This window comes from Butyrivibrio sp. AE2032 (genome assembly GCF_000702965.1).
Genome location: NZ_JNLF01000003.1, coordinates 1,610,714 through 1,637,504 on the forward strand (window position 1 = coordinate 1,610,714; position 26,791 = coordinate 1,637,504).

Sequence of the window (26,791 nt, forward strand, 5' to 3'; positions counted from 1 at the left end):
TGGTTTTAAGCTAAATTTTTTTTACTTTGGAGGCAGATATGGCAGGTAAAGAAAAATCCCAGATTAAGTTTAAAGACAGTATCAAGACCAGACTTATTTCCGTAATGATCCTGGTTACAGCAGTTCCGCTTTTGGTGGCTGTTATTGCCAGCTACGTGACATCCACGAATAAGGCCATGAAGGATGCTCAGGATATTCTTGAGTGGGAGTGCTGGTACCTTGAGGATAATTTCTCCATGGTTGTTGAAACCAACATGAACATGATCAGAAGTATCGCTGGGAATCCTACAATTATTAACTTTGTAAATGGCGAAGCTGGAATTCCACTTGACGCTGTTCAGGCTACTCTTTTGGAGTGCGATGCGATTTTGGATGATGGTGATAACACGTGTATTACTGACGCGACAGGAATGCAGATTGCAAGAGGAACGGGTGAATGCATTGACGTATCGGACAGGGAGTATTTCCAGAAGGCAATCGGTGGAACTATCTACGTCTCCAACGTTCAGATCAGTAAGACTAATGGCAGAAGAATCATTACCTTTGCTGCTCCTATCAAGGACGGAGATAAAGTAATTGGTATTGTTCATAGAAACTATGATCTTAACAACTTCCATGAACTTCTTGCTTCTGAGGCAGAGGATGCCTTCCTTGTAGACAGGGACGGAAAGGTAGCAGCCCATTCACAGTACGAGATCGGTGAAGGCGCTCACGAGGAAGAGGACAGATCAAAGTCTGAGTTCATGGTATCCGGAAAGGACGAAGGCTTCTACTTTGTTGATACAGGTAAGGGTTATGATGCCTATGTTGCATACGTTGTTGAGCCTAAGTCTCAGTTCAGGGTATGTGCAGCAACTGATTCCAAGAAGGTTCTTTCCTCCGCAAGACAGGCTGCTACATTAGTTATCGTGATTGGCCTTGTTATGCTTATTGCTTCAGCAGTTATTTCACTGCTTATGGCAAACAGCTTTGTAAGACCGATTGAAGCCGTAAGCAAATCTCTTACAGCTCTTGCTGATGGTAGATTTGAGGCTGTAGAAGGCTATGATAAGAAGAAGGATGAGTTCGGAGCTATTTCAAGAGCCATGAACTCAGTTATCAGTACCTTAAAAGAAATAGTAAGCCATATCAAGGAATCTGCAGGAAATGTTGGTGAGTCCTCCGAGGAACTTTCTGACATGGCCAACCAGATTTCCCAGACAGCAGAGGACGTATCCAATGCCGTTCAGGAAATTGCTTCCGGAGCAACACAGCAGGCTGATGAGATCCAGTCCGCATCAGAAAATGTCGGAAGGATCGGCGATGCTGTAGGAGATGTTCAGAATTCTTCAGGAAGTCTTACAGAACTGGCAGGAAAGATGAAGGAAGCATCAGAGATCTCCAGTCAGTCCCTGCATTCACTTCAGGATTCTTCTGCTGAGATGACAGCCAAGATAGATGATATTTCTAATACTATCCAGGCTACAAAGGATGCAGTTAATACGATCAGTGAAAAGGTTGCAGGAATCACATCCATTGCAACTCAGACAAACCTCCTTTCACTTAACGCTTCAATCGAGGCAGCAAGAGCCGGCGAAGCAGGTAAGGGATTTGCGGTTGTTGCTGAAGAGATTGGAAAGCTTGCTGAAGATTCCAAGCAGATGGCAGATGACATCATGAAGGAAATGGATATGCTGCTTGAGCAGAGTAATGCTGCTGTAGGTGCTGCTGAAGATGTTAAGCAGGGCAACAGCGATCAGCAGATTGCTCTTGGCGAGACACTTGATGCAGTAAATGGAATGCTGGCAGATATCAACAGTACAGTTGGTGGTGTACAGCAGATCTCCCAGGGCGCAGATACCTGCGAGAATTCCAAGAATGCCGTTGTTGATACCATGAGCGCTCTTTCAGCTATTTCCGAAGAAAATGCAGCATCTTCCGAGGAGACCGGTGCTTCCATGCAGGAGCTTTCAGCTACAGTCACAACTCTTGCAGGATCTGCTAATAACCTGAAGGAAATCGCTGAGAAACTCAATGAAGATATGAAGTTCTTTAAGGATTAAAAAAGCCAAAACTGTGCATGGAAACTGGGCAAAAGCCTCTTGATATAAAAGTAGTTATATGATATATTTTATGTAGTAATCAAAACTACATGCAATAAATTCAAGAACTACTTGAATATAAATTCGGAGTTTCCGGAGAGGAGGCAATATGAACGCACAGGAACTTAAGAGTTATTTAGAAGAGCATCTGGTTCCTTCAAAGCTCTACAAGATCGGGGGATCACACAAGAACAGGATCTGTCTTGATAAGACTGAGAATGGCTGGGCAGTATGGTTCCAGGACAAGAAGGACAGGATCGGAGTTCTGAACTTTGTTGATGAGGCTTCCGCTTGCAACCGTATGAAGGACGAGGTTAGAAAACTGATGGAACAGCTTTATGGTCTTACATGGGCAGCTGCTAAGTGAGACGATAGCTCTTTTCATTGGTAGAACAATAATAAAAGATAAGGAGAGATGTCTGAATATTTATTTACAGACATCTCTTTTTTATGGCAATTATATGGTAAAATATCATTACATTGACGTGACTTATGAAAGGAGATTATCTTATGGCAAATCTTGATCCAAGGACTAATGAACTAAAGGGAACTGAAACTGAGAAGAATCTGATGGCAGCCTTTGCCGGGGAATCTGAGGCAAGAAATAAATATACATATTTTGCTTCCAAGGCTAAGAAGGACGGATACGTTCAGATCAGTAAGATCTTTGAGGAGACAGCTGCTAATGAGAAGGAGCATGCTAAGCTCTGGTACAAGATTCTTTCAGGAATCGGATCTACAGTTGATAATTTAAATGTTGCTGCTGATGGTGAAGCTTATGAGTGGAAGGAGATGTATCCAGGCTTTGCCAAGACTGCTAGAGAAGAGGGATTTAATGATATCGCTGATCTCTTTGAGCAGGTTGCAGCAATTGAAAAGGAGCATGAGGAGAGATATCGTAAGCTCCTTAAGAACATTGAGGATGGCATCGTATTCTCAGCAGACGGCGACACAATCTGGGAGTGCTCTAACTGCGGACATGTTGTGGTTGGACCTAAGGCTCCTGAGGTTTGCCCTGTATGTAATCATCCACAGGCTTATTTCATCAGAAAGGCTCAGAACTATTGAAATAAGCGTTTTATAAAGTTGAAATCCCCGGCTCTGAAATGGTCAGAGCCGGGGATTTTTAAGAGGTTTGTATGTTATAAGGGGTTCCAAAGATAATGGCTATCTAGTTATTTTTTGTTGGATTTTTAGCTTGCTATCAGTCTTTAACTTCAATCTTGATAGCTTCTTCCTTTTCAGGAATTGCTTCCCTCTTAGGAAGGTTAACGGTAAGAACACCGTTCCTGTACTGAGCGATAATATCCTCAGGCTTAAGGCCTTCAACATGGAAGGATCTCTGGTATGAGGAGCTTCTTCTCTCACGGCGGATGTACTTGCCGTTCTCATCCTTTTCATCGTTGTTCTCATTGTGAGAAGCGCTGATGGTAAGGGTATCGTTCTTCAGATCGATGTTGATATCTTCCTTATTGAAACCAGGAAGTTCAGCTTCCAGCTGGTAGCAGTCATCTTTTTCAATAACATCTGTTCTCATAAATCCTGTAGTAGAATCGAACTGCTTAGCTGTTCTTGGAGCCTGGCATCTTCCGCCAAAGAATCCATCGTTGAAGAAATTGTCCATCTCATCAAAAATATCATTGTTACTCCATAACATAGGCATCAACATAATTATCACTCCTTTTCTATATATTTTTATGTGGTGTAGTGGTTTTTGTTTTATTAGCACTCAATGTGTTCGGCTGCTAATTTCTTGTTACAAGTATGTTATAGAACATGTAGCACAAAAAGTCAACACCTCCAAATCTTAAAAAAGTATAAACACGCAAAAAAGCCCGCAATCATGCGGGCTTTCGGCATTTTTTACATGAATTTTTTAGTGGTTATACACTATTTTAGCAGCCATATCTTTCGCAGATGCCTCTCCCTGGAACTGCTCAATAATGGCAAGGCCAAAAGGAATAGCTGTACCCATGCCACGGCTGGTGATAAAGTTCCCGTCCTTCACAACTTCTGTGGTCTGAACCTCTGCTCCGATAAGATCGACTTCGCGTCCTGGATAGCAAGTAGCTTTCTTACCCTTAAGAAGTCCCATTCCGCCGTATACCGTAGGTGCTGCGCAGATAGCAGAAAGGAGCTTTCCGGCATCAGCAAACTTCTGGATCTGAGTCTTTAATGGTGCACAGTTATCAAGGTTCGTGGTTCCTGGCATTCCTCCGGGAAGTATCAGCATATCAAAGCTGTCAAAATCAAGTTTTTCCAAGAGTTCATCTGCCTCTACAGTGATCCCATGTGAACCAGTAACGGTTTTGCGTCCCATAATGGAAGCCATTGTAATCTCAATCCCGGCCCTTCTGAGTAAATCTACAACTGTCAGTGCCTCAATCTCTTCAAATCCTTCTGCCAGAAATATTGCTGTTTTTGCCATTTTAGTACTCCTTTCAGAAATATCAATTTACTAACATTATAGACCAGGCAATGACAAGAGGGGGGAAAAGTTGTTTGAAATGCATGAAATATTTGACTGTTGTCCTGGGCATAGTAAGATATTAACTATAAGCGAGCAAGGAGGATAAGCCATGGGCGTTGAGATAGAAAGGAAATTTACAGTAAAGGAGTTGCCAAAGGATCTGGAAAGCTATCCTTACAGAACTATAGAGCAAGCGTATTTGAATGTTCGCCCTGCTATCAGGGTCAGAAAAGATAACGAGAGTTATTATATGACTTATAAGTGTCAAGGGGCTCAGAAGAATACTGCAGACATTGGCCAGACAGAATACAATCTGCCACTGGATGAGACGACCTACGAGCACCTTAAAGCTAAGGCAGACGGAAATGTTATCACCAAAAAGCGCTATCTCATTCCACTTAACAGCGATGGATTTGAAGTCGCCTTCCTGGTGCAGAACCCTGATCTATCAAAGGCAATCGAAAGTGGTGACATAAAGATCGAGCTGGATATATTTGAAGGAGTCTTTGAAGGGCGACTCCTGGCTGAGGTGGAGTTTCCTTCTGAGGAGGCGGCAAGAGCTTATAAACCTGCCGAGTGGTTTGATGAAGACGTGACCGGGGATCCCAGATATAGTAATGCTCATATGAGTCAAGACTCGGAAACGTAAACGTTTCCTCGTTTTGGCGTGGTCGCCAAATAAAAATTTCTGAAAATACATCTACTCGAACAAGTTCGATATCTGCATTTTCAAAATTTTTGCTTGAATCTAAAAAAAATTATTAAATATCTCTAAAGTTTTCTAAGAAGGCGCCGATATATAATACGACAACAGTAAAAGTATAGACCCTGTGGGCATTTGAGCCATTACAGCTACTGGAAACAAGGGGGAAAAGTTTTCGGGAAAAAAGCTAAAGTAATGGCAACTTCTACCGATAAATGTAGTAGAAGTTAAAAAATACTCCAGGGAAGGAGGAAAAGTTATGCGAATAGAAGCATACAGTCAGGTTCAGCAGATCTACTCAAACAGCAAAATAGGTAAACCTCAGGCAACAAAGAAGACCAGTGATGCTAGGGATACTGTTTCATTCTCTTCCATCGGAAAGGATATTCAGGTTGCTAAACAGGCTGTGAGCGCCGCTCCCGACATCAGGGAAGATAAGGTGGCCGCGTTGAAAGCTGCTATTAAGAACGGTACTTATGATGTTAGTGGAGAGGATTTCGCTGATAAGTTACTGGCGAAATATGAAGAGCTGGCTTAAAGCCGGATCCTAACTAACTCAATTAAATATCAGGAGGATGATTCCAGTGGCAAGTTTGATGGAAAATCTTGTGGACATTCTTGATAAAGAATGTAACATGTACGAAAAATTACTGGGATTATCTAGCCGAAAGACCACAATCATTGTGAAAGGTGATCTTAAGGCACTTGCAGAAATCACGGATGAGGAGCAGTACATCATAGGCGATATCCAGGGACTGGAAAAAAAGCGAGTGACCGTAATGTCGGATATTGCAAATGTACTTAACATGGATGTTAATTCATTGAAACTGACCGATCTGATCCAGGTACTAGAAAAGCGACCCACCGATCAGAAGAATCTGGCAGTGCAGCGGGATAGGCTCGTTACCGTTGCCGATAATGTCAGACGTGTAAACGGACAGAACCAGGAACTATTAAAGAGCTCCATCGAAATGGTTCAGTTCGAAATGAACATCATCCAGGCGTCTAAAAGAGCTCCACAGACGGCGAACTACTCAAGAGCTGCAGACACTACAGGCGAATGTTTAGGTTACACATCGGGCGGGTTTGATGCAAAGCAGTAACGTACCACTTCAAGGATAAGTGGTACGGGTTGCATGTAGATAATCCACCCGGGTGAATACCGTAATTCGCGGTAGTGTCTTTAATTTGCGCAAAAATCGAGTGAGCGAACGTATATTCGCACTCGTGCGAAAAATACGTTTGTGAAGCGAGATAATGGACATGAGGAAGAAGCACTATGGTGCGGATTCCGAATGGACACAGGATTTTGGGAACGAAGTGAAGAAATCCGGGTTGCGCAAACATATATGGAGGTAGCACTCATGTCACTCATGGCCAACTTATATGTAGGTACTTCTGGACTCCAGACTTCCCAGAATGCGCTGAACACCACAGCACACAACATGGCGAATATGGATACAGAAGGCTACACCAGACAACAGGTGTCTCAGGGAACAAGAGCATATCAGACCCTGGAACAGAAATACGACATAATTGCCTGGAAGCAGATAGGTACAGGTGTTAACTACAATAACTGTAAGCAGGTAAGAAGTGACTTTCTTGATATTTCCTATAGACAGGAATCAGGAAGGTACGCTTTTTATGACGTTTCACTTAAGGCCCTTGAAGAGATAGAAGATCAGCTCCAGGAAATGGAAGGTTCCGAGTTTGCAGACTCACTTAATAACCTCTGGGTATCAGTACAGGAGATGGCTAAGGATCCATGCTCTGCCGTAACCCAGAGCTCTTTTGTTACAAGGGCAAATGAATTCTTAACAAGAGCCAAGAGCGTATATGATGGTCTGGTTTCCTACCAGGAAAACCTGGACTCAACAGTTAAGGGAATGGTTGAGAACATCAATGAGTACGGCGACAGGATCAGGCAGCTGAATGAGGACATCGTAGAGATAGAGTCAGGCAGACAGGAGAAGGCCAATGACCTTAGAGATGAAAGAAATCTTCTTTTAGATAAACTTGCTGAATATGGAAAGATTGAATATTCAGAGGACACCTTCGGTAATGTAACAGTTCTTTTCGAAGGATCATCATTTGTAACAACAGATCATGTAAACCATATAGGAATAGATGTTACGCTGGAGAGCTCTGTTGGATATGCAACACCCTATTGGGAGTACGCAGCAAAGACAGTGGACAATAAGGATGGCACAAAGACAGTGGTTTCCATCGACGGCGCACACATCTTTGACCTGACACAGAACATATCAACAACAAACAATACAGATATCGGAAAGCTTCGTGCAGTACTTCTTGCCAGGGGCGACCACAACGGATCCTACCACGATATCGTGGAGGACGAAAACTATTACAACAGCAACATATCCAAGTCGGTAATCATGAATGTTCAGGCAGAGTTCGATCAGATGATCCATAACATCATGACAACCATAAACGACATCATGGAGAAGGCTGAAAGTAATCCGGCATTCATAGACGGTTCGGTGGGAGAAGCCAAGGATTTTACACTTTTTGTATGTGCTAACGAAAGCGACAAGCTCACCTACGACATCAGCGATGATAAGCCAGCAGGCACAGTGCCTACAGGTTTCACAATAAAGAACACTCAGATAAATCCAAAGCTCATACAGGAACCAACTCTTTTCACCTATAGAACAGTTGATGGAAATGAGGATAACGACACAACAACCAAGTTAAAAGAGGCTTTCACCAAGGAACAGTACACTTTAAATCCTAACGTAACAACGAGGAACAGCTTCATCACCTACTACAACAGCCTGGTTTCACAGGTGGCAAACTCAGGTGATGTGTACGACAGCATCAAGGAAGCCCAGCAGCAGACAGTAGATTCTGTAAATGCAGCAAGAGAACAGATCGTTGGAGTATCCAGTGACGAAGAGCTTGAGTTCATGATAATGTTCCAGAACGCCTACAACGCCTCCAGCCGATTTATCAGCGTAGTCAGCGAAATGCTGGAGCACCTGGTAACCAGCCTTGGATAATGGAAGGCGAAGCTACAAAGGAGAAATGCTATGGTATCTCAGTTTTTTGGTCTTAATATCGCAGCTTCAGGACTAAGAACTTCAAATGCAGCCCTGAACACCACAGCAAACAACATATCAAACGCCAACACAGACGGCTATACGAGGCAGAGAGTGTATCAGGAAGCCAACAACGCCCTGAGAGTATTCGCTACCTATGGCTGTGCAGGTGCCGGTGTAGACGCCATAGCCATTGAAAGAGTAAGGGACAGCTTCTACGATGCCAAGTACAGAAACAACGAGACCCTTCTTGGAAACGTTAAGCAAAAGAACTACTATAACGGACTCATCGAGGAGTATCTGGACGACGATGGTTCAACCGGATTCTCAGCTCTTTTCAATAAGATGGAAGCGGCTCTTGAGTCAGTAAAGACCGCTGCAGGAACCACAGAGACCAAGTCGACTTACGTTTCAAGCCTTAAGTCGCTTACAGAGTATTTCAACAACATCTACAACAGCCTTCAGAATGAGCAGGCGGACATAAACGCAGAGATAAAGCTTTGCGCAGACAGAGTAAGTGCCATTGCTCAGGAGGTTGCTTCAATAAACAAGCAGATCAACATTATTGAGATGACCGGAACCACAGCCAACGAGCTCAGGGACAAAAGAGATGTTCTCGTGGATGAGCTTTCCAAGATCATTTCCATAGAGACAAGAGAGACTCCCATTGTTGACGAGACACAGCCCGACAGAGAAACCGGAGCTACAAGATTCCAGATCTGGGTTGCAGGAGCTTACGAACTGGTTGACACCTATGAATATAAGAAGATGATCTGTGTTTCAAGAGACGACGACGGAGCAACAAACCAGAATGATATCAAAGGTCTTTTCGATATCAAGTGGGGAAGCTCAAGCTATAAGGACGGAGATAACGTAAAAGAGCTTTCGGATTTTGCACTGGATTCACAGCTGATCGGGGGAGAGCTTCAAGGTCTCTTGGCCATGAGAGACGGAAACAACGGCCAGTATTTCCACGGAAATGTTCCAAATGACGGCGTTTACCAGAGAACCGACGGAACCTGGGCAGTAACAGTAAAGGTTGATGCTTCCTATCTTAAGGACATGACCAAGAGCACACTTCCGGCAGATGGAACTATCAAGATAGGAGCAAAGACCTATAAATACGACACTTGGGAATACGACGGAGATTCAACTTATACATTTATTATAGATGACACAACTCTCACAAGTATTCCGGATGCAGGAAAGACCGTAAAGATCGGCTACTACAACAGCTATCAGGGAATCCCCTATTACATGCAGCAGATGAACGAGTGGATCCGCCAGTTCTCAGATCAGATGAACCAGATCATGGTAAACGGCTACACTTCAGATTCTCTGGACGGTGTGTACGTTCTCACAGGTAGCATGGGAAATGAATACGGCAGCGAGTATTCCTACGAACAGCTCACATCTCTTTCCGAAAACAAGGGATACTACAACCTTTGCGGAGGCAACTTCACGGTGAGTGCAGTTCTTTTGGATGATTCCAACAGACTGGCTACCAAGGCTGATATCACAGAGGGTGAGTCAGAATTTGGCAACCTGACAAAGCTTCAGGATATGCTCAAGACTGAAAAGATCTTCAGAGGAGCAAGTTCAGGAGAATTCCTTACCAAGGTTCTTGCAGACGTTGCCCTTAACAAGAGTAATTCCCAGGTTCTTGAGGATACCTACACATCCCTTGAGAACACCATCGGAAACCAGAGACTTTCAGACTCTGGTGTAGATGAGGATGAGGAAGCAGCTAACCTGGTAAAATACCAGAACGCTTATACACTTTCATCAAAAATGATTCAGACCCTCACGGAAATATATGACAGGTTGATCCTTCAGACGGGAGTATAAGGAGGCTAGTATGCGCATCACCAACAAGATAATGCAGAACAATTCACTCTACAACATAAATAACAACAAGGTGACTGAGGACCAGCTCAACACCATGATGTCCACAGGCAAGAAGATAACAAGGCCCTCCGACGACCCGGTTATCGCCATCAGAGCACTGAGACTGAGAAGCAACGTAACACAGCTTTCCCAGTACTATGAGAAGAATGCCAAGGACGCAGAGAGCTGGCTGCAGGTTACTGCTGATGCGCTTTCAACTGTTACATCAGTTCTTACGGACTGCGTAAAGCAGGCTACAAAAGGTGCCAGCAAGGACCTTACGATCGACGATCTTTCAACCATCATTACACAGATGGATGCCCTGGCAAAAGAGTATTACTCCACAGGAAACGTTGATTTCGCTGGAAGATATGTATTCACCGGATACAGAACAGATACTCCTCTTACTTTTGATAAGGTTACAACCGCTACTTATACAGATATAAATGATGAGTTCAACGCAGGAAATGTTGGGGAATCCAACAGGATCATCGGAAAGTACAAGCTGGACTCAGCCACAATACTTGATGACACAACTCCTGCAACTTTGCAGAACGAGATCGTAGAAAGAACTGTCGGCAGGATCCGCTTATCTTACGACAATCTGAACTATGTCAAGGGTGACGGAAATACAGCGACCTTGAAGTATAGGGAAGAGTTGGAGCAGCCTGCTACAAGTTCAGTTACCAAGCAGACAGACATAATCAATCTTACTTTCAAGGATACAGACGGCGTCACAAGATATGCAGCAGTTCCAGTAAATGATGGAAAGTCAGAGATTGAGATAGACAGTGACAGCATCACTTACACAGCAGTACTTCAGGACGATGGAACCTACCTGGTAACAGGATACGACAACAATAACGGCAATACCTACACGCTCAATGTAAACGCAGATGGAACCTTTAAGGGCGGTTCAGCAAATGTGGAGTCAGCTATTACAGAGCTGCAGTCAAAAGCAGTTTCGACTGTTACCTACACATCATCTTCAGGTCAGGTATCTGTTGATGTGCCAATTCTTCCTGCTATTGACCAGACTTATTCTATGAAGCTTGGCGGATCAGGATTTGTGGCAACGGTAAACAGTGATGGAACCTATACACTGACAAATTCATATTCAACAGATAACGGCGACGGCACTTCCAGCACCGAAGTGATACAGCTTACCTCCAACGGCAGCGTAAAGACTTCATATCTGGAGACTTCTCTTTTGATCGATGAGAATCATATCCTGTATTCAACCAGTACAGAAGCCGAAATTGATGCAGCCTATGAGGACCTTTACAATTCTCCAAACGGCGCCGTGGCTTACATGAACGCAGCAACCGGTGAAGTTCTTCTTAATAAGAACCTGAAGGATAAGTTCTCAACACTTCCGGACATCATCAATACCAAGACCATCGATGTGGTTTACGATAAGAAGGAGTGGGAGAGCGGAGATATCAGGCCGGAGAACCTGTTCAACTGCACCTACACTGATGAGAACGGCAAGACCATTCTTTTCAACCATGGAAATGCTGATCATGACATAGCTTATGATGTGGGATTTGCTCAGTCCGTAGTAGTCAACACTACAGCAGATGCGGTTTTCACAACCAATGTTAAAAGAGATGTAAGCGACCTTACAGCAAAACTTGGTGAGCTCCAGCAGATGAACACCACACTGACAACCTTGAAGGAAAAGCTGGCCAGCACCACAGATGACGCCAAGAAGGCCAAGGTCCAGAACGAGATAGAATCAGCTCAGAAGGCTTACGATTTCCTGAGGGAAGAGATCCAGAAGGAATTCGAGCACAAGATCACATCAATGCAGAAGGCTCTGGATACAGCAAACATCGCTGTTACAGATAACGGAACAAGGTCCAAGAGACTTGATCTTATCAACACAAGACTCATGAACCAGACCACCACCTTCAAGACCCTGCAGTCTGACAATGAGGACATCGACCTGGCAGAGGCAGCAACCAAGCTCACCACAGCTCAGGTCACCTATGAAGCCAGCCTCATGGCCACAGGAAAGATTAGTCAGACAAGTCTCATGAACTATATTTGATGATATAGGGATTCAAGGTCAGAAGGTCCCGTGCTTGCACAAGGGACATTATGACTTTGAAGACCGAACAAGGATGAGGAAAAAAGCTATGCGACATGAAGTGAGCAGAGCGATTTCCGAATTCCTTGTAGGATTGCGAGAGCGCTGCGGAGCAATCCGTATATCATCAATTAATTACATAATTTTATGGTAATAACACGAAATAACGTATATAATTAATGTGTAGCAATGCCACTTAAGACAATGGAGGTTACATCATGAAATTAGCAACAAGAATTTTCGGCGAAGTAGAAGTTGAAGATAGCAAGATAATTGAATTTCCTAACGGAATTATTGGATTTCCGGACATGAAGAGATTTACGCTGATGCACGATGAAGAACAGGGCTCTGGTACCATTAAGTGGCTTCAGTCAATCGATGAGCCGGGATTTGCTATGCCGGTTATGGATCCGCTTGTTGTTTGTCCTGATTACAAACCGGAAATAGACAAGGATAAGATCGAGGGCATTGGGGAGCTGACCGATGATGATATCCTGGTTCTTGTAACTGTTACCGTACCTCATGACCTTACAAAGATGACTGTAAACCTTATGGGACCTTTCATCATTAATGTTAAGGACATGAAAGGCGCTCAGTGCATAGTTGATAATGACGACTATCCTGTTAAGTTCCCTATCTATGACATCCTGCAGAAGAACAAAGAGGGCTAAGGAGGGCTGAATATGTTAGCATTATCAAGAAAAAAGAACGAGGCTATAATTATCAATAACAACATTGAGATCACCGTTCTTGATATCAGGGGAGACCAGATCAAACTCGGAATCTCAGCACCAAAGGAAATTCCTATCTATAGAAAAGAAGTTTACATCCAGATCCAGAATGAGAATAAGGAAGCTACAGACGTGGCTGGAATCGAAGCTCTGAAGAAATTGCTTTGATACGATAAGACTACTAAATGGACGCGGTTGCCACCTTGGGGTGGTGACCGTGTTTTTCTTTATAAAACAAATGGCTTTAGGAAAAGAGATCTATGCGGATTTTATACTACGACTGGGATGAGTTTAACGGCGAGGACTGCCGGGATGCCATGAAAAGGCTGGGGCATCAGGTGGAGACCATAAAGGTGGATCTGTCCGGATTTGAAGTTACGCCTGAAATAGAGAAGAAGTTCAGAACGCAGTTTGATAAGGCTGATGCCTCTGGTAAAAGATATTTCGACCTGGTTTACAGCTTTGACTATTATCCAAATATCTCTCAGGTGTGCCAGAAATATGGGATGCCTTATGTTTCCTGGGTGTTTGACTGTCCTCACTATACGCTGGATTCCCACACCATAACTAATCCGGTTAATCACGTATATGTCTTTGATAAGTGGCTCTATGGGCAGTTTCAGGACAAAGGCGTTAAAACAGTTAACTACTCACCTCTTGGAGTAAATGCCCAGAGGCTTGAGGCTATGTGCCGAGAGATAGATGAAGAGACCGGGGGGAAAATTGTATATTGGCACGATGTGTCTTTTCTTGGAAGCCTTTATGACAATGAGTTTAACTTCTATGACCAGGTGAAATATCTGCCACCGGAACTTAAGCAGTACATGGATATTGTGATCGAGGCTCAGGAAAAGATCTATGGGCATGATCTTTTTACCGATGAGAAGGCTGTGACCCAGGCACATATAGACAGGCTCAGGCAGTACATAAAGTTTGAACAGACAGGGAAATATGAGATCGACTATGACAATGTTATAAGGGATGTGCTCCGGAAGAAAGTGACAGTTAATGAGAGGCGAAGGATCCTGGAGAGAATGGGGGAACACTTCGATACTGTCATCTATACAAACCCTGATGCAAAGCCTGTTTCAGGGGTAAGCAATCTTGGTATAGCAGATTATTCTACCAAGATGCCAAAGGTATTTCATAAGAGCAAGATAAACCTGAATATCGGGCTTAGATGTATCCTTTCAGGAGTATCCCTTAGGGTTGTGGATGTGTTGGCCGCAGGAGGATTTCTTTTAACTACCTATACTGATGAGATTTCGGAGTACTTCGAGGATGGGAAGGAACTTGCTATAGCAAGGACTCCGGAGGAACTGATTGCCAAAGCTGCCTACTATCTTGAGCATGATGAGGAGCGGATGGAAATAGCCAGGAATGGGCAAAAGAAAGTTTTTGAGGAGTTTGCTTATACAAAACTTCTTCCTAATATACTTGAAATCTAAAATTTTTATAAAACTTTTTGTTTTAGGTGTTTTTTTCTATAAAGAAATGATGTTCCTTACCGATATATGAGATAAGAAATCGTGCATAGACACTTATTTTTTCATGCAGAAAGGTAATCTACAAATAGTTTGAGCCCAGTTCTGACACGGAGGTATAGGATTATGGGAATGGATGCAATTAACGGCTTTAGTCCGCTTATCCAGCAGACAATGCCACAGGTAAAAACAAAGATTGCTGATCAGAATCAGTCTCAGTCAGAGATTGCGAATTATGAGGCAGCTGCGCCAACAATTGAACTTAAGGTTGAGGCAGCAGATAATTCTGCGGACTCAAACGGACAGGGTGGTGCTCAGAATTTTGCTGATACTCAGGCTCGCATGATGGAAACTGAGGAACAGATCAAAGAGGACAACGAGAAGGTAAGAAAAGCCATCTCGGAGATGAGCAAGAACGTGAAGTCCAATGCCGAAGCGGTATTTGGAATTCATGAAAAGACAAATCGTGTCACTATTAAGATGGTAGACAAGGATACCAAGAAGGTTATTAAGGAATTCCCGCCGGACGAGACTTTGGATATGATCGCAAAGGTTTGGGAAATCGCAGGCATCATGGTTGATGAAAAGAGGTAAACTCCAGTCACTTGCACTACGCTGCAAGTGACGTGCGAAGATGACGCAGTTGGCAATTGTGCCTTGCGAAGCAACTTTATTGCACAATTGCTTCCTTGCGTAGCAAAGGAAATGGATTTCCATTGCAATTAGCTCACGGATTGAGAAAGGAGAAGACATATGCCTATTAGAATTACTGGAATGAATTCCGGTCTGGATACTGAGAGTATCATTACCGCTCTCACCAGTACCAAACAGACCAAGCTGGATAATTTCAAGGGTGATCAGAAGAAACTAACCTGGAAACAGGAGAAGTGGAAAGAATTAAACAAGAAGGTTACTTCCTTCTACAATGGCGCCCTTAGTAATCTGAGATTTTCAACTGCTTACACCAAGAAGGTCACCACAGCTTCCCATGAGAATGCAGTATCGATTGTTACCGGTAATGGAGCAATGGATACCACACAGACTCTGGATATCAATGATCTTGCAACCAGCTCCTACCTTACAGGTAAGAAGCTTTCAACCGCAAGTGGAGATGCTAAGACTTCCACAAAGATGAAAGACCTTGGTCTTTCGGATGGTGGAGAGCTTAAGTTCAAGATCGGTGACAGTGATACAGATGTTATCTCTGTTAAGGTTAATGCAAATGAATCTATAAGTGATGTTCTTACAAAGCTTAGAAACGCATCTTCTTCAGAGACAAAGACAAAGCTGAACTTCAACTTTGATGAGAATAATTCCCGCTTCTATGTATCTGCTAAAGAGGCTGGAAAGGATGCTTCCTTCCACTTAGAGTCAACAGATGCCATGAGTGCATTGGGATTCTCCTTTGTAGATGCGGATGGAAACGATGTTGCGAACGAAGCGGACAGCGTTAACTATGTAGCAGGCTCTGATGCAAGGATCACACTTAACGGTGTAGAATATACATCAAAGAATAATGTATTTGATATCAACGGCCTTACTATTACAGCTAAGCAGAAACAGACAGGAATCCAGCTTACAACCAAGCAGGATACCAGTGGAATTTATGACAACATCAAGGCTATGATAAAAGAGTATAGCGAACTGATGAAGGAGTTTGCTACTCTCTATAATGCAGACAAGGCCACCAAGTATAAGATGCTCACCGACGACGAAAAAGAAGCCATGGGCGAGAACGAAGTCGAAGAGTGGGAGAACAAGATTAAGGAAGGCCTCCTTAGTGGAGATGATACTATCTCTTCCATAAGGACTGCGCTTAAGTCCATAGTAAACAGCTCCTTTGAAGTAACACTCAAGGATGGAACAAAGGCAAACTATTCACTGGCATCCTTTGGAATAACAACCGGTGATTACTTTGGAACAGATGAGAATGAGAGAGATATCCTCCATATTGATGGAGATAAGGATGATTCCACTACCAGTGGAAACACTGATCTCCTTAGTCAGGCTATCAGCTCAGATCCTGCAATGGTACAGGACTTCTTTATTCAGCTTTCAAGGTCAATGTACTCAAAGATTGGTGACCTCATGAAGGGTACAGAGTACAGCAGTTCCTTCACTATCTATGAAGATAAGCTGATGGCATCTCAGTACAGTGCTTACACCACGAAGATCGATGATGCTCAGAAGGCACTGGAAGCAGCACAGGATAAGCTGTACTCCAAGTTCTCCAAGATGGAGACAGCTCTTTCCAAGGTGAATAACACAAGTAGTACGATATCAAGCTACTTTGGAATGGGGACAAGCAGTCAATAATAATTAAATTTGCGAGGGAGCGCTTATGCCAGTACTTTCACCACAACAGAAAGCTTATGCACAGTATAAAAATAATAAGATAATGGGAGCTTCAGGTCCGGAGCTTACACTTATGCTCTATGACGGAGCTATCAAGTTCCTCAATATTGCAGATGTGGCAATAGAGAAAAATGATATTCAAAAAGCCCATGAGAACATAATAAAGACAGAGCGTATCATAGATTACCTTCGAAATACCCTTGATATGAAGTACGCTGTGGCTCAGGACTTCGAGAATATGTATTCCTATATAGCAAGGCGCCTTGTGGAAGCCAATATTGGTAAGGACAGGGAGATCATTGCAGAGGTTAACGGCCACATGCATGCCATCAGGGATAACTGGGTAGAGGTTATGAAGGCCAACAACATCATTGTGAAGGACGCGTAAGCAGGAGGAGTTATGACATCAGCCAGTCTTGATATGCTTGAGGAAAGCCTTGTAAAAAAGATAGAGATCATGAAAGCTATCTGCGAAGAAAATGCAAGGCAGAAGGAGATCTTATCAGATCCGGAGAATGTGGATTTTGATGAATTTGATAAGACCTTGGACACTAAGGGTGAATATATAGATCAGCTTGATTCTCTGGATGAGGGCTTCCAGTCCCTGTTTGACAGGGTAAAAGAGGAAATCGGTGAGAATAAAGAGCTTTACGCAGAACAGATAAAGCGGATGCAGGTTCTGATCCACGACATCACCGACCTTAGTGCCTCCATAGAAGCAGAGGAACACAGAAACAAGAGACTGGCAGAGCAGTATTTTTCCACTGCAAGGCACAACATGAACAGAAGCAAGCAGACTTCGGCTGCGGCTTTTAACTACTACAGGAACATGACGAATTTTAAGGATATTCCCCCACAGTTCCTGGATAAGAAAAACTAAATCAGAATGCATAATAAAAGGCATTTCCCTTTCGAGTGAGGGAAATGCCTTGTTTGTTATGAGTATTGTGCAAATATCTCTTTAGCCCCTTCGAGACATTCCTGATTGTATTTCTTATTGGGACACCTCGACATCATGGGTTCAAGGCTGTTCCTTAGCTCAGTTAATAGCTGGCTTATTGCGGGCTTGTCATTCTTATCAATGTTCTCAAAAAGCAGCTTAAAAGCCTTTATCATATTTCTGGAATCCATATGGAAGGATATTTGGTTGGGATTATTGACTCGATAAATGAGCAGAGGCTCAGGAGTCTGGCAATAAGCAATGCTATTAGCCTTCAGAACACTAAAAAAACCAAAGTACATATCTGAGCAATTGGTAAGATCCTGAAAAAGAATGTTGTTATCTATAATGTAGGTCCTTTTGAACATCTTGTTCCAGGGAGTTGGCATCCAGTAGCTAAGGCCATCTTCCCCCAGTTCATTCATTGTAAACACTCTGTCTGTTACAGTATCTTTTCCTTTGGCACAGATAGTGCTTTTTTCGTTGCTGCCTATATCAAGCATCATAAAATTGGAGATGCAGACATCGGCATCTGTTTTATCAAGTGTTTCTGACATTTCTTTTAGCATGTTGTCACAAAACAGGTCATCAGAGTCAAGAAATATCAGATACTTTCCGGATGCAGTTTGTAATCCAACGTTTCTTGCTGGCCCTGAACCGATGTTTTGAGCTTGCTTAAGGAGTTTAAACCTTGGATCAAAACGTTCAAAAGTCTCTTCTGTTTCTATAGTTAATGTGTCCGAGGAACAGTCATCAACCATAAGAACCTCAAAGTTTTTTTCGCTTTGTGCCATGAGGCTCATGAGGGTTTTATAAAGCTGGGGACCTGTATTATGAACAGGCATCACTACTGATATTTTAGGCATGTTGTTTCCTTTGGGGGTTGGCAATTATAGGGTGCAGATGAATCTTAAACTGGGTGAGGTGGCTACGTAAGTGTACTGGATTCCCGGGTAGTAGTTGCTGTTAAAGGGTACATTATCTTCTCTCAACATGTTTTCAAACATAAGATAGGTATTGTACTCACCTTTTCTCTGGGCATCATGGAGCATCAGAATAAAATCCTTCTCCAGTATTTCGGGGACATAATTCAAAACATCAATACGGGAAATGTTTTCTGAGCCGTAGGGGGCATCAATTATAATAAGGTCATATTTCTTTTCATAAGCTACAGGTGAAATGTCGTCATACATGTTGACCTTGTTGCCTTCAACGTCCCGGACAACCATGTTTGGATTAAAAATAGTATAGTTGTCTCCGTGGAGTTTATGCTTAAAGAAATCTATCCATTCCTTGTCGTGTTCAATGATGGTGTGCTCACAGGGGAAGGTGCTTCCGTAGGCAGTTGTCATAAGAGATGACTGGCCAAGTCCCAGCTCCAGGATTTTAGATAATATGAAGTGACCTCACATTTGTAGCAACGTGGATTTACCTGTAAACTAATGATTTGACGAAAATCTAAGGTAACAGGAATTACCACATACAAAGGGAGGTCACCATGAATAGAATAATAAAAATCGGTATGGATGTCCATAGTTCAAACTACACACTATGTGCTATGGAGCCAGTAATAGGAGCGGAGGATCGTGTTTTTGCAAATATCCAGGTAACACCGGATTACAAGAATATCCTCATGTTTATAGAGAATCTTAAACACAAGCTGGGAGCTAAAGATACTTATGATATTGAGTGTGGATATGAGGCTGGCTGTTTGGGCTATTCACTATGTAACCAGCTTACATCTGCAGGAGTGAAATGCGTTATTCTTGCTCCAACGACAATGCTTACTCAACAGGGACAGCGTATTAAAACTGACAGCAGAGACGCGCTTATGATTGCTCAATGCTTATCATATGGCGGATACCATGCAGTATATATTCCAACAGAAGATGATGATTCAGTAAAAGAATATCTGAGAATGCGTGATGATCATAAGCAGGCATTAAAGAAAGTAAAACAGCAGATCAACGCTTTTTGCTTGCGCCATGGATATCAATACGAAGGAACAAAATGGACGATAGCTCATATCAAATGGCTTAAAAAACTTGAACTGTCATCAATGTATCAGGAAACCTTGAACGAGTATATGGCATCTTATGACGAACAGACAGCTAAGATAGAAAGGTTTGATGCAAGGATTGAAGAAATAGCATCTCAAGCCAGATATTCAGAGAAAGTTAAAAAGTTGGAATGTTTTCTTGGAATACAGACTCATACAGCGCTTTCGCTAATAGTTGAAACCGGAGACTTTAAAAGATTTGCAAAGGGAAATATTTATGCTGCATATCTTGGATTAGCACCTGGAGAATTCTCCAGTGCAGAAAAAATTAACCGATTAGGAATTACAAAAGCTGGTAACAGTCACCTGAGAAAACTGCTTGTAGAAGCATCAGGAGGCATTTGCAAAGGGGCTATAGGACATAAGTCTAAAGTGCTAAAGCAGAGACAACAGGGAAATAGTGCAGAAACTATCGCATATGCTGATAAGGCTAATACACGGCTGAGGAGTAAATACTATAGGTTGATACGGCATGGTAAAAAGAGAAATGTTGCCGTGGCAGCTATTGCACGTGAACTTGCATGCTTTGTGTGGGGAATGATGACTGATAACATAGGTGTAACAGTGGAATAAAGAATCATTCTTCTGCATGCCTGTCAAGGGTGCTACGCACCGCTTCGCGGCTAAAGCCCTGGACAGACATCCATCCGAATGATATAGGTAGTCAAGCAGAAATCAGCAACAGAGTGCAGATTTCTGCCCGATATAACAAATGAATAAGCTGATAGCATCTGGAAGGAGCCAATAAACATGACGGTTCGAGTTAATTGCGAACCCCCTATGTGCGCACAGGAAACTGTGATCCACGATTTTAGATAGCAAGACTCTCGGCGAACCATTAGCCTGTTGGTAACCAATCCACGAATAACAGAGTGGCTACATGCCGGAGACTGTTAAAATGGCTCTTTCCAGATGCTATCAGACAATAACAAATGTGGCTAGCCAAGGAGAAAAGTTAGAAATGTTTCCCTCTTGACAACGGTCACTTCATAACAGAGGGTTTAACCTCATCAAGGATTCTGTAAAGGACATAGAGGAAAGGATAGCCAACGGCCATGTTTCCAGGGCTTATTTCGTAATGCCACCATTTACTTCCTGTGATGGTGGAATTAAAAACATTGGCATAAAAAAGTTCTTCCAGATAGCTCTTGCTTTCGTTGTCAGTCACTTTAGTTTCCTCCTCTTTATGTTTGTTGACCCATTCATTTACTTCCGGTATCAGCTTAAATTTATCAGGACCATCAGTCTCTTCGATGCATTTTAAGACTGTAAGTTTCATGGTGGCAAATTGCTTTGGATATTTACGCTTGGCATCATAGAGATCCATCACGTACATTATGGTTTTTGCCATGTTGCGGTAGTTATTGGATAGGGAGTCGCTCTGGTTCTGGGCTTTTGCAAGAGTCTGGGGCAGATAGCCCACCTGGTAGTTTTTGCTTATTCTAAGAAATAATTCCCAATCCTGAAGTCGTTTTAGATCCTCATTGAATTTTCCTGTCTTATCAAAGACCTCTTTTTTAATAAGGACACTTATCATGGAAATAAACATGTTTTCCAGCATGTATTCGAAGATGTTACCGGAGATATCTTTGATGTCGTGTCCAAGACCCGCCGGGAGATGCACTGTGCTTGTTGAATCCCTGCTGCTTATTTCAATGTCGCAGTAAACCATTCCGTAGGAATCGTCCAGAGTGTCAAAATATTCAAGAAGACGGATCAGCTTATCTTCACACCATTCGTCGTCAGAGTCGTTAAAAGAGATATAATTTCCCTTAGCGTTATCCAGGCCTACGTTCCTTGCGTGGTTGGCACCGTGGTTTTCCGGAAGCCGGATATACTTAAGCCTTGGATCTTCTATGGCAGACAGAACAGATTCTGTGTTATCCGTAGAAGCGTCATCCACAACAATAACTTCTATATTCGTATAGGAAGATCTAAGCACACTTGTTACAGAGCGCTCAATGAGATGAGCTCTGTTGTAGGTGGGGATGATCACGCTTATAAGCCTGTTGTCACTTGTTGAAACTGCCATGTCTGTTACTCCTTAGAGTGTTTATACTCTGAAAGAAAAATATTTCTGTATTTTTCGTAGTTACTAAGATCCGTCATTCCGTCGTCGTGGGCTACCCAGGCCGTACTTTGGTCCGGAACTATTACCTTTAGTCCCTGCTTTCTGAATTCTGCGCTTTGGGAGACGTCGTAGAAATCCCATCCATCAAACAAATCCTCACGCCAGGGTATGTCTTTGTTTGTTATCATCATGAACCCGTCAATGGCCTCAACTTCAGTGGCGTTGGGCGCTTTTAAGTTCCAATCAAACATAAATGAAAATTTGTCATTGGGACCGTATAGTCTGCCGACTCTGTCTCCGTGCCACATTATGCAGTCCGAAGGAAGAGACTTGCTGCCCACAAGACCAATCATTCCAGCTTCAGGGTATGAGTCAAACAGCCGGATTATTTCAAAAAGGAAAAGTGGATTAAGAATCTGAACATCCTGATGGAGATAAATTTTGATATCTGCATCGGAAGCATGCATTCCTTCATTATATCCGGAGGTCATGCTACTGGCCTCTGTTACCCCAAGTGTTTCAATCTGGCATTCATCTGGGATAAGTAGCCTATTAATGTAGTACAGGCATTCTTCATAGACTCTTTCATCATTAACGCAGGTAATAAAAGAGATTTTGTAAGGCTTTGAGTGCTGAACTCCATATGCCAGGTCAAGCTTAAAAGAGCTTACTAGGCTGTTCTTGTAGTTGGATTGGGCAAACTCAGAAAGGATGGTCGCATTGTTGGTTTCATTAGAGTTCAGGTAAAGATCTGCCAATTTGAGGCATACATAGCCCTTATCGCTAATGTCCAGTTCCTGAAGCATCTGGATAATGAAGAAGTAGGATATATTATGATTTAATAGTGGTCCAAAAGCTTCAGCGATATCTTCGGAAGGACACTTTGTGGCAATACGTCTGAAAAGGTAAAGGGTGTCCCGGCGTAACATTTCGTATTCTTCTATAGAAGATATGGAATCATAGAGCGTAGGTGTGATGCTATTCTTTTTTTCAAACTTGAAAATAGGATAAGAACTTTTGAATAAATACAGATCGTAGTAGGAATTAGCTGTGATCTGATATGCATCGGATGATAGTATTTCTTCAATCAGGTGGAAATTGTCAGAATTATTAGAAGACAAAAGACCATTTATGGTTTCTGCCAGTTTGTTATGAACAGTTTCTTTTGAGGAGGGTACGTTGTCCATGGCGTTTCTCCTATCGCAAAAGCCTTGTAAAAGCTGCCTAGCACTATTATATCGGATAATGATTGCAAATAGTTAATAGCAAAAATAAAAAAATGTGAAAAAATTTCATATTGTTTGAAAAAAATAAAAAATTATTTCAAAAAGGGTTAAGTTTACAGAAACTGCGCCGATATCATTAGTGTAAAACCAAAACAAAGCAGCCATGGAAGGGACTCCGCGCAAGCTGCAATAAAAAATTAGAAAGGAAAGGCAGCAGGGAAGCGGGCCCCGTTCATGGAGGATTTATTATGGTAGTACAACACAATATTACAGCTATGAATTCAAACAGACAGCTGGGTATTACAACAAATGTCCAGGCTAAGTCAAGTGAGAAACTTTCTTCTGGTTACAAGATCAACAGAGCAGCAGATGATGCAGCAGGTCTTGCTATTTCCGAGAAGATGAGACGTCAGGTAAGAGGTCTTACACAGGCTTCTACAAATGCACAGGATGGTATCTCAACTGTACAGACTGCAGAAGGTGCCCTTAACGAAGTTCATGATATGCTTCAGAGAATGAACGAACTTGCAGTAAAGGCAGCAAATGATACTCTTCAGTCAACAGACCGCTCATATATTCAGGCTGAGATGTATCAGCTTTCCGCTGAGATCACACGTACTGCCGGATCCACACAGTTCAATAACCAGATGCTTCTGGATGGAACATTTACAGGTAAGAATCTTCAGGTTGGTTCTGAAACAAATAAAATGAACCAGATTGAGATTAATATTGTTAAGCTTAGCGCATCACTTTTGGGTGTTGCAGCAGAGACAAAAGCAGCTTCAAATCAAAAGAATCCTGCAAAGATGAATACTAAGTTTGATAATACCAACACAAAGCCTGAGAAAATTGGAACAGATCAGATCAGTGTAATGACACATTCACTTGCCAAGAACGCTATCATGGCTATCAAGACAGCTCTTCAGAAGGTATCAGAGCAGAGATCAGATCTCGGTGCTATCCAGAACAGACTTGAACACACCATCAAGAACCTGGATAACGTTGTAGAGAATACACAGGCAGCTGAATCACAGATCCGTGATACAGATATGGCACAGGAGATGGTTAGATACTCCAACAACAACATCCTCGCTCAGGCAGGCCAGTCAATGCTGGCTCAGGCTAACCAGACAAATCAGGGTGTTCTTTCACTCCTCCAGTAAAAAACAAGTTCTAAGGGCGGCTTTATTGGCCGCCCTTATTTATTGCCCGCGATTGCCCGCGTTTTAAAAATTTATAATTTATTTATAATTTTATGGGTTAAGTTTTTACAATTATAGACGATAATAAAAGTGTAAAACAGAACAGAGATGGTTTTTAGCCAGCATAAAGACCATTTCAAAAACGAGCAACCGAGTGGCAAGGACGCCACCGGACAAATTCAAGGAGGAATAAATATGGTAGTACAACACAACATTAGAGCGATGAATTCAAACAGACAGCTTGGCATCACAACTGGTATCCAGGCAAAGTCAAGTGAGAAGTTATCATCCGGTTACAAGATCAACAGAGCAGCAGATGATGCAGCAGGTCTTGCAATTTCCGAAAAGATGAGACGTCAGGTTAGAGGTCTTACACAGGCTTCTTCAAACGCTCAGGATGGTATCTCTGTAGTACAGACAGCTGAAGGTGCATTGAACGAAGTTCATGATATGCTTCAGAGAATGAACGAGCTGGCAACAAAGGCTGCTAATGATACACTTCAGTCAGTTGACCGTGCATACATCCAGCAGGAAGTAGCAGCTCTTTCAACAGAGATTACACGTACTGCAGAAGCAACAGAATTCAACAACCAGAAGCTTCTTAACGGTAAGTTCACAGGAAAGAACCTTCAGGTAGGTTCTGAGACAAATTCACAGAACCAGATTATGATCGACATTCAGAGAATGAGTGCATCAATACTTGGCGTAGCAGCTCTTCCATCAAACAAGATCAACAGCGGAACTAATGTAACAACAGCTACAAAGGTTGATGAGCTCAAGAATAAGAACGAGTTTGACAGCGAAGAAGTTGATGGACACAAGATTGAGGCATCCAAGGCTGGCGCTGATCAGATTAGCGTAATGAGCCACTCACTCGCTAAGAATGCAATCATGGCAATCAAGAACGCTCTTGTTAACGTATCAACCATGAGGTCTAACCTCGGTGCTATCCAGAACAGACTTGAGCACACAATCAAGAACCTGGATAACGTTGTTGAGAACACAACATCAGCTGAATCACAGATTCGTGATACAGATATGGCTTCCGAGATGGTTAAGTATTCTAACAACAACATCCTTGCACAGGCTGGACAGTCAATGCTGGCTCAGGCTAATCAGTCCAATCAGGGTGTTCTTTCACTTCTCGGATAATAATATCTTATCCAAATTAAAAGGTCTGTTGAAAATCATTGCAACTACCAAAAAGGGGCTCCGGTTTACCGGAGCCCCTTTTCAGTGTGTTATTATTAACTTCCTGTTATTATTCTCAACATTTCAATGGTTCTGGTAGTTACAGAACCACTCACGCAAACTTCCTTATATCCGTTTAGGGAAATGGTTTCCCTTTCTTCGTCATGTGCAAGATAATATGCGGTTTTTTCCATAAGCTCATCATAGCTCTTGTATGTGACAAGATGAATACCATCTTTAAAAAATAGATCAATCTCAGGCTGGTAATTAGTGATGAGAAATCCCCTACAGGCAAGAACATCCCAGATTCGCTGAGATAGGCCTGATGAGATGGACCTTGTGGTGATATTGAGATTAATCTTGCTCTGCCTAAATACAAATGGCATTTCTTTTAAGGAGTCCACCGTACCATGAAGGGTTACATCCTGAGATAATTCCTTGGCTGGGCTGTTGGTAAAAAGATGTATGGAACTGCGAGATAGCTCTTTTCCCAAAAGACTCAGGACCTTGCCCCTTTCGACATATGTCATGTGGGGGCAGATGTAGTCGTTTAGGGCAACATATTCAGAGATGTCCCTTATGCTCAAGCTGGAGGGATAGAATTCCTTGTCGGAGTGCTTCAGGGAATCAATGGTATCAGGTGTTATTGCTGAATCCAACGTCATGTGACCATAAACTTCAGATTCAAGCTGAAAGCGTATGGCCATGTCAATGGCATCCTTAGTTTCATTTTGAAGACCTGACAGTTTCGCCAAAGGGTCTTTTTCATTGTAGAGAGATCCTACAAAGGAAATGTCATACTTATAATTGTCTGTGTCTCCTAATATTCCTGATATTCTTTCACAGGCTGCTCCAAGAGGTAGGTGGAAGATGCAGGAAGGATTCTCAGAATGAATCTCGTTATACTGATCCTTGTCAAAGAGAAAGATCCTGTTATATGGACTTCGGATTGAGGTGTTAAATATCTCGAAGACCGGAACATCCACAGTCATGGAAACATAAAAAACGTGGAGCTTTTCACATAGAATGGATATGAAGGGGTAGTAATTGATGGTGAAAACAAAGAGCGGTTTATTCTCAGCGATTAGAGCACCGAGGCGTTGAATCTTTTGATCTAGAGAAAGCTCGTTAGACATTCCGTCGTTATCCTCAACAACATTAAGTCCAAGCCCCTTGAAGGCACTGATGAAATCAGGTTCGCATATGCTTTTGTACCGATAGATGATAATATTCATGAAAA

General features: G+C 42.6%; 26 protein-coding genes. 19 read left to right on the plus strand and 7 right to left on the minus strand.

What is annotated here, in order from left to right; genetic code table 11:
- Positions 1 to 38: 38 nt before the first annotated feature.
- From BO18_RS09145 to rbr, 3 genes are all read left to right on the plus strand, one after another.
- A complete protein-coding gene (locus BO18_RS09145; protein WP_034445565.1) occupies positions 39 to 2,042 on the plus strand; it encodes a methyl-accepting chemotaxis protein in 2,004 nt (667 codons plus the stop codon).
- 148 nt (positions 2,043 to 2,190) lie between these two features.
- Positions 2,191 to 2,448, plus strand: coding sequence for a hypothetical protein (locus tag BO18_RS09150; RefSeq protein ID WP_034445567.1), 258 nt, complete (start codon positions 2,191 to 2,193; stop codon positions 2,446 to 2,448).
- Positions 2,449 to 2,591: 143 nt separating this feature from the next.
- Positions 2,592 to 3,149: a rubrerythrin gene (gene rbr, locus BO18_RS09155; RefSeq protein WP_034445569.1), complete on the plus strand. Its 558-nt coding sequence runs from the start codon at positions 2,592 to 2,594 to the stop codon at positions 3,147 to 3,149.
- A 136-nt stretch (positions 3,150 to 3,285) separates the two neighbouring features.
- Here the strand turns inward: rbr and BO18_RS09160 are convergent, their stop codons facing one another.
- Both BO18_RS09160 and BO18_RS09165 read right to left on the minus strand, forming a co-directional pair.
- Positions 3,286 to 3,750 (minus strand): Hsp20/alpha crystallin family protein, encoded by a 465-nt coding sequence (locus tag BO18_RS09160; protein WP_034445571.1) that lies wholly within the window; start codon positions 3,748 to 3,750, stop codon positions 3,286 to 3,288.
- A 207-nt stretch (positions 3,751 to 3,957) separates the two neighbouring features.
- Positions 3,958 to 4,509 (minus strand): DJ-1 family glyoxalase III, encoded by a 552-nt coding sequence (locus BO18_RS09165; protein WP_034445573.1) that lies wholly within the window; start codon positions 4,507 to 4,509, stop codon positions 3,958 to 3,960.
- A 151-nt stretch (positions 4,510 to 4,660) separates the two neighbouring features.
- Here BO18_RS09165 and BO18_RS09170 point away from each other — a divergent pair, with 151 nt between their 5' ends.
- The 13 genes from BO18_RS09170 (at position 4,661) to BO18_RS09230 (ending at position 17,742) form a co-directional block, all read left to right on the plus strand.
- Positions 4,661 to 5,200 carry a CYTH domain-containing protein gene (locus tag BO18_RS09170; protein WP_034445575.1) on the plus strand — a complete coding sequence of 180 codons (540 nt, stop codon included), beginning with the start codon at positions 4,661 to 4,663 and terminating at the stop codon, positions 5,198 to 5,200.
- A gap of 313 nt (positions 5,201 to 5,513) precedes the next feature.
- On the plus strand, positions 5,514 to 5,792 hold the full coding sequence (gene flgM, locus BO18_RS09175) for a flagellar biosynthesis anti-sigma factor FlgM (protein ID WP_034445576.1): 279 nt from the start codon (positions 5,514 to 5,516) through the stop codon (positions 5,790 to 5,792).
- A 37-nt stretch (positions 5,793 to 5,829) separates the two neighbouring features.
- Positions 5,830 to 6,357, plus strand: coding sequence for a flagellar protein FlgN (locus BO18_RS09180; RefSeq protein ID WP_242856537.1), 528 nt, complete (start codon positions 5,830 to 5,832; stop codon positions 6,355 to 6,357).
- 261 nt (positions 6,358 to 6,618) lie between these two features.
- A complete protein-coding gene (gene flgK / locus BO18_RS09185) occupies positions 6,619 to 8,274 on the plus strand; it encodes a flagellar hook-associated protein FlgK (RefSeq protein ID WP_034445579.1) in 1,656 nt (551 codons plus the stop codon).
- Between the two features lie 30 nt (positions 8,275 to 8,304).
- Positions 8,305 to 10,161, plus strand: a complete 1,857-nt coding sequence (locus BO18_RS09190; RefSeq protein ID WP_034445581.1) for a flagellar hook-associated protein FlgK — start codon at positions 8,305 to 8,307, stop codon at positions 10,159 to 10,161.
- Positions 10,162 to 10,171: 10 nt separating this feature from the next.
- A complete protein-coding gene (locus BO18_RS32570; RefSeq protein ID WP_051688603.1) occupies positions 10,172 to 12,253 on the plus strand; it encodes a flagellin N-terminal helical domain-containing protein in 2,082 nt (693 codons plus the stop codon).
- A gap of 257 nt (positions 12,254 to 12,510) precedes the next feature.
- Positions 12,511 to 12,963, plus strand: a complete 453-nt coding sequence (gene fliW, locus BO18_RS09200; protein WP_034445583.1) for a flagellar assembly protein FliW — start codon at positions 12,511 to 12,513, stop codon at positions 12,961 to 12,963.
- A gap of 12 nt (positions 12,964 to 12,975) precedes the next feature.
- Positions 12,976 to 13,191: a carbon storage regulator CsrA gene (csrA, locus tag BO18_RS09205; protein ID WP_034445585.1), complete on the plus strand. Its 216-nt coding sequence runs from the start codon at positions 12,976 to 12,978 to the stop codon at positions 13,189 to 13,191.
- Between the two features lie 92 nt (positions 13,192 to 13,283).
- Positions 13,284 to 14,471 (plus strand): CgeB family protein, encoded by a 1,188-nt coding sequence (locus tag BO18_RS09210; RefSeq protein ID WP_034445587.1) that lies wholly within the window; start codon positions 13,284 to 13,286, stop codon positions 14,469 to 14,471.
- Positions 14,472 to 14,633: 162 nt separating this feature from the next.
- Entirely contained in the window at positions 14,634 to 15,101 is a 468-nt protein-coding gene (locus BO18_RS09215) for a flagellar protein FlaG (protein WP_034445589.1), read from the plus strand.
- A 159-nt stretch (positions 15,102 to 15,260) separates the two neighbouring features.
- Positions 15,261 to 16,823 (plus strand): flagellar filament capping protein FliD, encoded by a 1,563-nt coding sequence (fliD, locus tag BO18_RS09220; protein ID WP_034445592.1) that lies wholly within the window; start codon positions 15,261 to 15,263, stop codon positions 16,821 to 16,823.
- Positions 16,824 to 16,848: 25 nt separating this feature from the next.
- Complete coding sequence (gene fliS / locus BO18_RS09225) at positions 16,849 to 17,250, plus strand: flagellar export chaperone FliS (RefSeq protein WP_034445594.1); 402 nt, start codon at positions 16,849 to 16,851, stop codon at positions 17,248 to 17,250.
- Between the two features lie 12 nt (positions 17,251 to 17,262).
- Positions 17,263 to 17,742: a flagellar export chaperone FlgN gene (locus BO18_RS09230; RefSeq protein WP_034445596.1), complete on the plus strand. Its 480-nt coding sequence runs from the start codon at positions 17,263 to 17,265 to the stop codon at positions 17,740 to 17,742.
- Between the two features lie 56 nt (positions 17,743 to 17,798).
- On the opposite strand, the gene BO18_RS09235 is transcribed toward BO18_RS09230, so the two are convergent.
- Together BO18_RS09235 and BO18_RS09240 are read right to left on the minus strand one after the other, a co-directional pair.
- Positions 17,799 to 18,668, minus strand: a complete 870-nt coding sequence (locus BO18_RS09235) for a glycosyltransferase family 2 protein (protein ID WP_034445598.1) — start codon at positions 18,666 to 18,668, stop codon at positions 17,799 to 17,801.
- Between the two features lie 24 nt (positions 18,669 to 18,692).
- Positions 18,693 to 19,154, minus strand: coding sequence for a hypothetical protein (locus tag BO18_RS09240; protein WP_034445600.1), 462 nt, complete (start codon positions 19,152 to 19,154; stop codon positions 18,693 to 18,695).
- Between the two features lie 146 nt (positions 19,155 to 19,300).
- Between BO18_RS09240 and BO18_RS09245 the strand changes: the two genes are divergently transcribed.
- Complete coding sequence (locus tag BO18_RS09245) at positions 19,301 to 20,434, plus strand: IS110 family transposase (protein ID WP_034445420.1); 1,134 nt, start codon at positions 19,301 to 19,303, stop codon at positions 20,432 to 20,434.
- Positions 20,435 to 20,843: 409 nt separating this feature from the next.
- On the opposite strand, the gene BO18_RS32575 is transcribed toward BO18_RS09245, so the two are convergent.
- Together BO18_RS32575 and BO18_RS09255 are read right to left on the minus strand one after the other, a co-directional pair.
- Positions 20,844 to 21,893, minus strand: coding sequence for a glycosyltransferase family 2 protein (locus BO18_RS32575; protein ID WP_051688604.1), 1,050 nt, complete (start codon positions 21,891 to 21,893; stop codon positions 20,844 to 20,846).
- Between the two features lie 5 nt (positions 21,894 to 21,898).
- On the minus strand, positions 21,899 to 23,119 hold the full coding sequence (locus tag BO18_RS09255; protein WP_242856538.1) for a glycosyltransferase family protein: 1,221 nt from the start codon (positions 23,117 to 23,119) through the stop codon (positions 21,899 to 21,901).
- A gap of 287 nt (positions 23,120 to 23,406) precedes the next feature.
- Between BO18_RS09255 and BO18_RS09260 the strand changes: the two genes are divergently transcribed.
- Together BO18_RS09260 and BO18_RS09265 are read left to right on the plus strand one after the other, a co-directional pair.
- Positions 23,407 to 24,321, plus strand: coding sequence for a flagellin N-terminal helical domain-containing protein (locus BO18_RS09260; RefSeq protein WP_034445603.1), 915 nt, complete (start codon positions 23,407 to 23,409; stop codon positions 24,319 to 24,321).
- A gap of 234 nt (positions 24,322 to 24,555) precedes the next feature.
- Positions 24,556 to 25,512, plus strand: coding sequence for a flagellin N-terminal helical domain-containing protein (locus BO18_RS09265; protein ID WP_034445606.1), 957 nt, complete (start codon positions 24,556 to 24,558; stop codon positions 25,510 to 25,512).
- Between the two features lie 95 nt (positions 25,513 to 25,607).
- Here the strand turns inward: BO18_RS09265 and BO18_RS09270 are convergent, their stop codons facing one another.
- Positions 25,608 to 26,786, minus strand: a complete 1,179-nt coding sequence (locus BO18_RS09270; protein ID WP_034447215.1) for a glycosyltransferase family protein — start codon at positions 26,784 to 26,786, stop codon at positions 25,608 to 25,610.
- Between the last annotated feature and the right edge of the window lie 5 nt (positions 26,787 to 26,791).

What these genes read in the sequence shown, in the direction of transcription:
- BO18_RS09145 (WP_034445565.1), top strand. Translation starts at nt 39, where the DNA reads ATGGCAGGTAAAGAAAAATCCCAGATTAAGTTTAAAGACAGTATCAAG.
- BO18_RS09150 (WP_034445567.1), top strand. Translation starts at nt 2,191, where the DNA reads ATGAACGCACAGGAACTTAAGAGTTATTTAGAAGAGCATCTGGTTCCT.
- rbr (WP_034445569.1), top strand. Translation starts at nt 2,592, where the DNA reads ATGGCAAATCTTGATCCAAGGACTAATGAACTAAAGGGAACTGAAACT.
- BO18_RS09160 (WP_034445571.1), bottom strand. Translation starts at nt 3,750, where the DNA reads ATGTTGATGCCTATGTTATGGAGTAACAATGATATTTTTGATGAGATG.
- BO18_RS09165 (WP_034445573.1), bottom strand. Translation starts at nt 4,509, where the DNA reads ATGGCAAAAACAGCAATATTTCTGGCAGAAGGATTTGAAGAGATTGAG.
- BO18_RS09170 (WP_034445575.1), top strand. Translation starts at nt 4,661, where the DNA reads ATGGGCGTTGAGATAGAAAGGAAATTTACAGTAAAGGAGTTGCCAAAG.
- flgM (WP_034445576.1), top strand. Translation starts at nt 5,514, where the DNA reads ATGCGAATAGAAGCATACAGTCAGGTTCAGCAGATCTACTCAAACAGC.
- BO18_RS09180 (WP_242856537.1), top strand. Translation starts at nt 5,830, where the DNA reads ATGATTCCAGTGGCAAGTTTGATGGAAAATCTTGTGGACATTCTTGAT.
- flgK (WP_034445579.1), top strand. Translation starts at nt 6,619, where the DNA reads ATGTCACTCATGGCCAACTTATATGTAGGTACTTCTGGACTCCAGACT.
- BO18_RS09190 (WP_034445581.1), top strand. Translation starts at nt 8,305, where the DNA reads ATGGTATCTCAGTTTTTTGGTCTTAATATCGCAGCTTCAGGACTAAGA.
- BO18_RS32570 (WP_051688603.1), top strand. Translation starts at nt 10,172, where the DNA reads ATGCGCATCACCAACAAGATAATGCAGAACAATTCACTCTACAACATA.
- fliW (WP_034445583.1), top strand. Translation starts at nt 12,511, where the DNA reads ATGAAATTAGCAACAAGAATTTTCGGCGAAGTAGAAGTTGAAGATAGC.
- csrA (WP_034445585.1), top strand. Translation starts at nt 12,976, where the DNA reads ATGTTAGCATTATCAAGAAAAAAGAACGAGGCTATAATTATCAATAAC.
- BO18_RS09210 (WP_034445587.1), top strand. Translation starts at nt 13,284, where the DNA reads ATGCGGATTTTATACTACGACTGGGATGAGTTTAACGGCGAGGACTGC.
- BO18_RS09215 (WP_034445589.1), top strand. Translation starts at nt 14,634, where the DNA reads ATGGGAATGGATGCAATTAACGGCTTTAGTCCGCTTATCCAGCAGACA.
- fliD (WP_034445592.1), top strand. Translation starts at nt 15,261, where the DNA reads ATGCCTATTAGAATTACTGGAATGAATTCCGGTCTGGATACTGAGAGT.
- fliS (WP_034445594.1), top strand. Translation starts at nt 16,849, where the DNA reads ATGCCAGTACTTTCACCACAACAGAAAGCTTATGCACAGTATAAAAAT.
- BO18_RS09230 (WP_034445596.1), top strand. Translation starts at nt 17,263, where the DNA reads ATGACATCAGCCAGTCTTGATATGCTTGAGGAAAGCCTTGTAAAAAAG.
- BO18_RS09235 (WP_034445598.1), bottom strand. Translation starts at nt 18,668, where the DNA reads ATGCCTAAAATATCAGTAGTGATGCCTGTTCATAATACAGGTCCCCAG.
- BO18_RS09240 (WP_034445600.1), bottom strand. Translation starts at nt 19,154, where the DNA reads ATGACAACTGCCTACGGAAGCACCTTCCCCTGTGAGCACACCATCATT.
- BO18_RS09245 (WP_034445420.1), top strand. Translation starts at nt 19,301, where the DNA reads ATGAATAGAATAATAAAAATCGGTATGGATGTCCATAGTTCAAACTAC.
- BO18_RS32575 (WP_051688604.1), bottom strand. Translation starts at nt 21,893, where the DNA reads ATGGCAGTTTCAACAAGTGACAACAGGCTTATAAGCGTGATCATCCCC.
- BO18_RS09255 (WP_242856538.1), bottom strand. Translation starts at nt 23,119, where the DNA reads ATGGACAACGTACCCTCCTCAAAAGAAACTGTTCATAACAAACTGGCA.
- BO18_RS09260 (WP_034445603.1), top strand. Translation starts at nt 23,407, where the DNA reads ATGGTAGTACAACACAATATTACAGCTATGAATTCAAACAGACAGCTG.
- BO18_RS09265 (WP_034445606.1), top strand. Translation starts at nt 24,556, where the DNA reads ATGGTAGTACAACACAACATTAGAGCGATGAATTCAAACAGACAGCTT.
- BO18_RS09270 (WP_034447215.1), bottom strand. Translation starts at nt 26,786, where the DNA reads ATGAATATTATCATCTATCGGTACAAAAGCATATGCGAACCTGATTTC.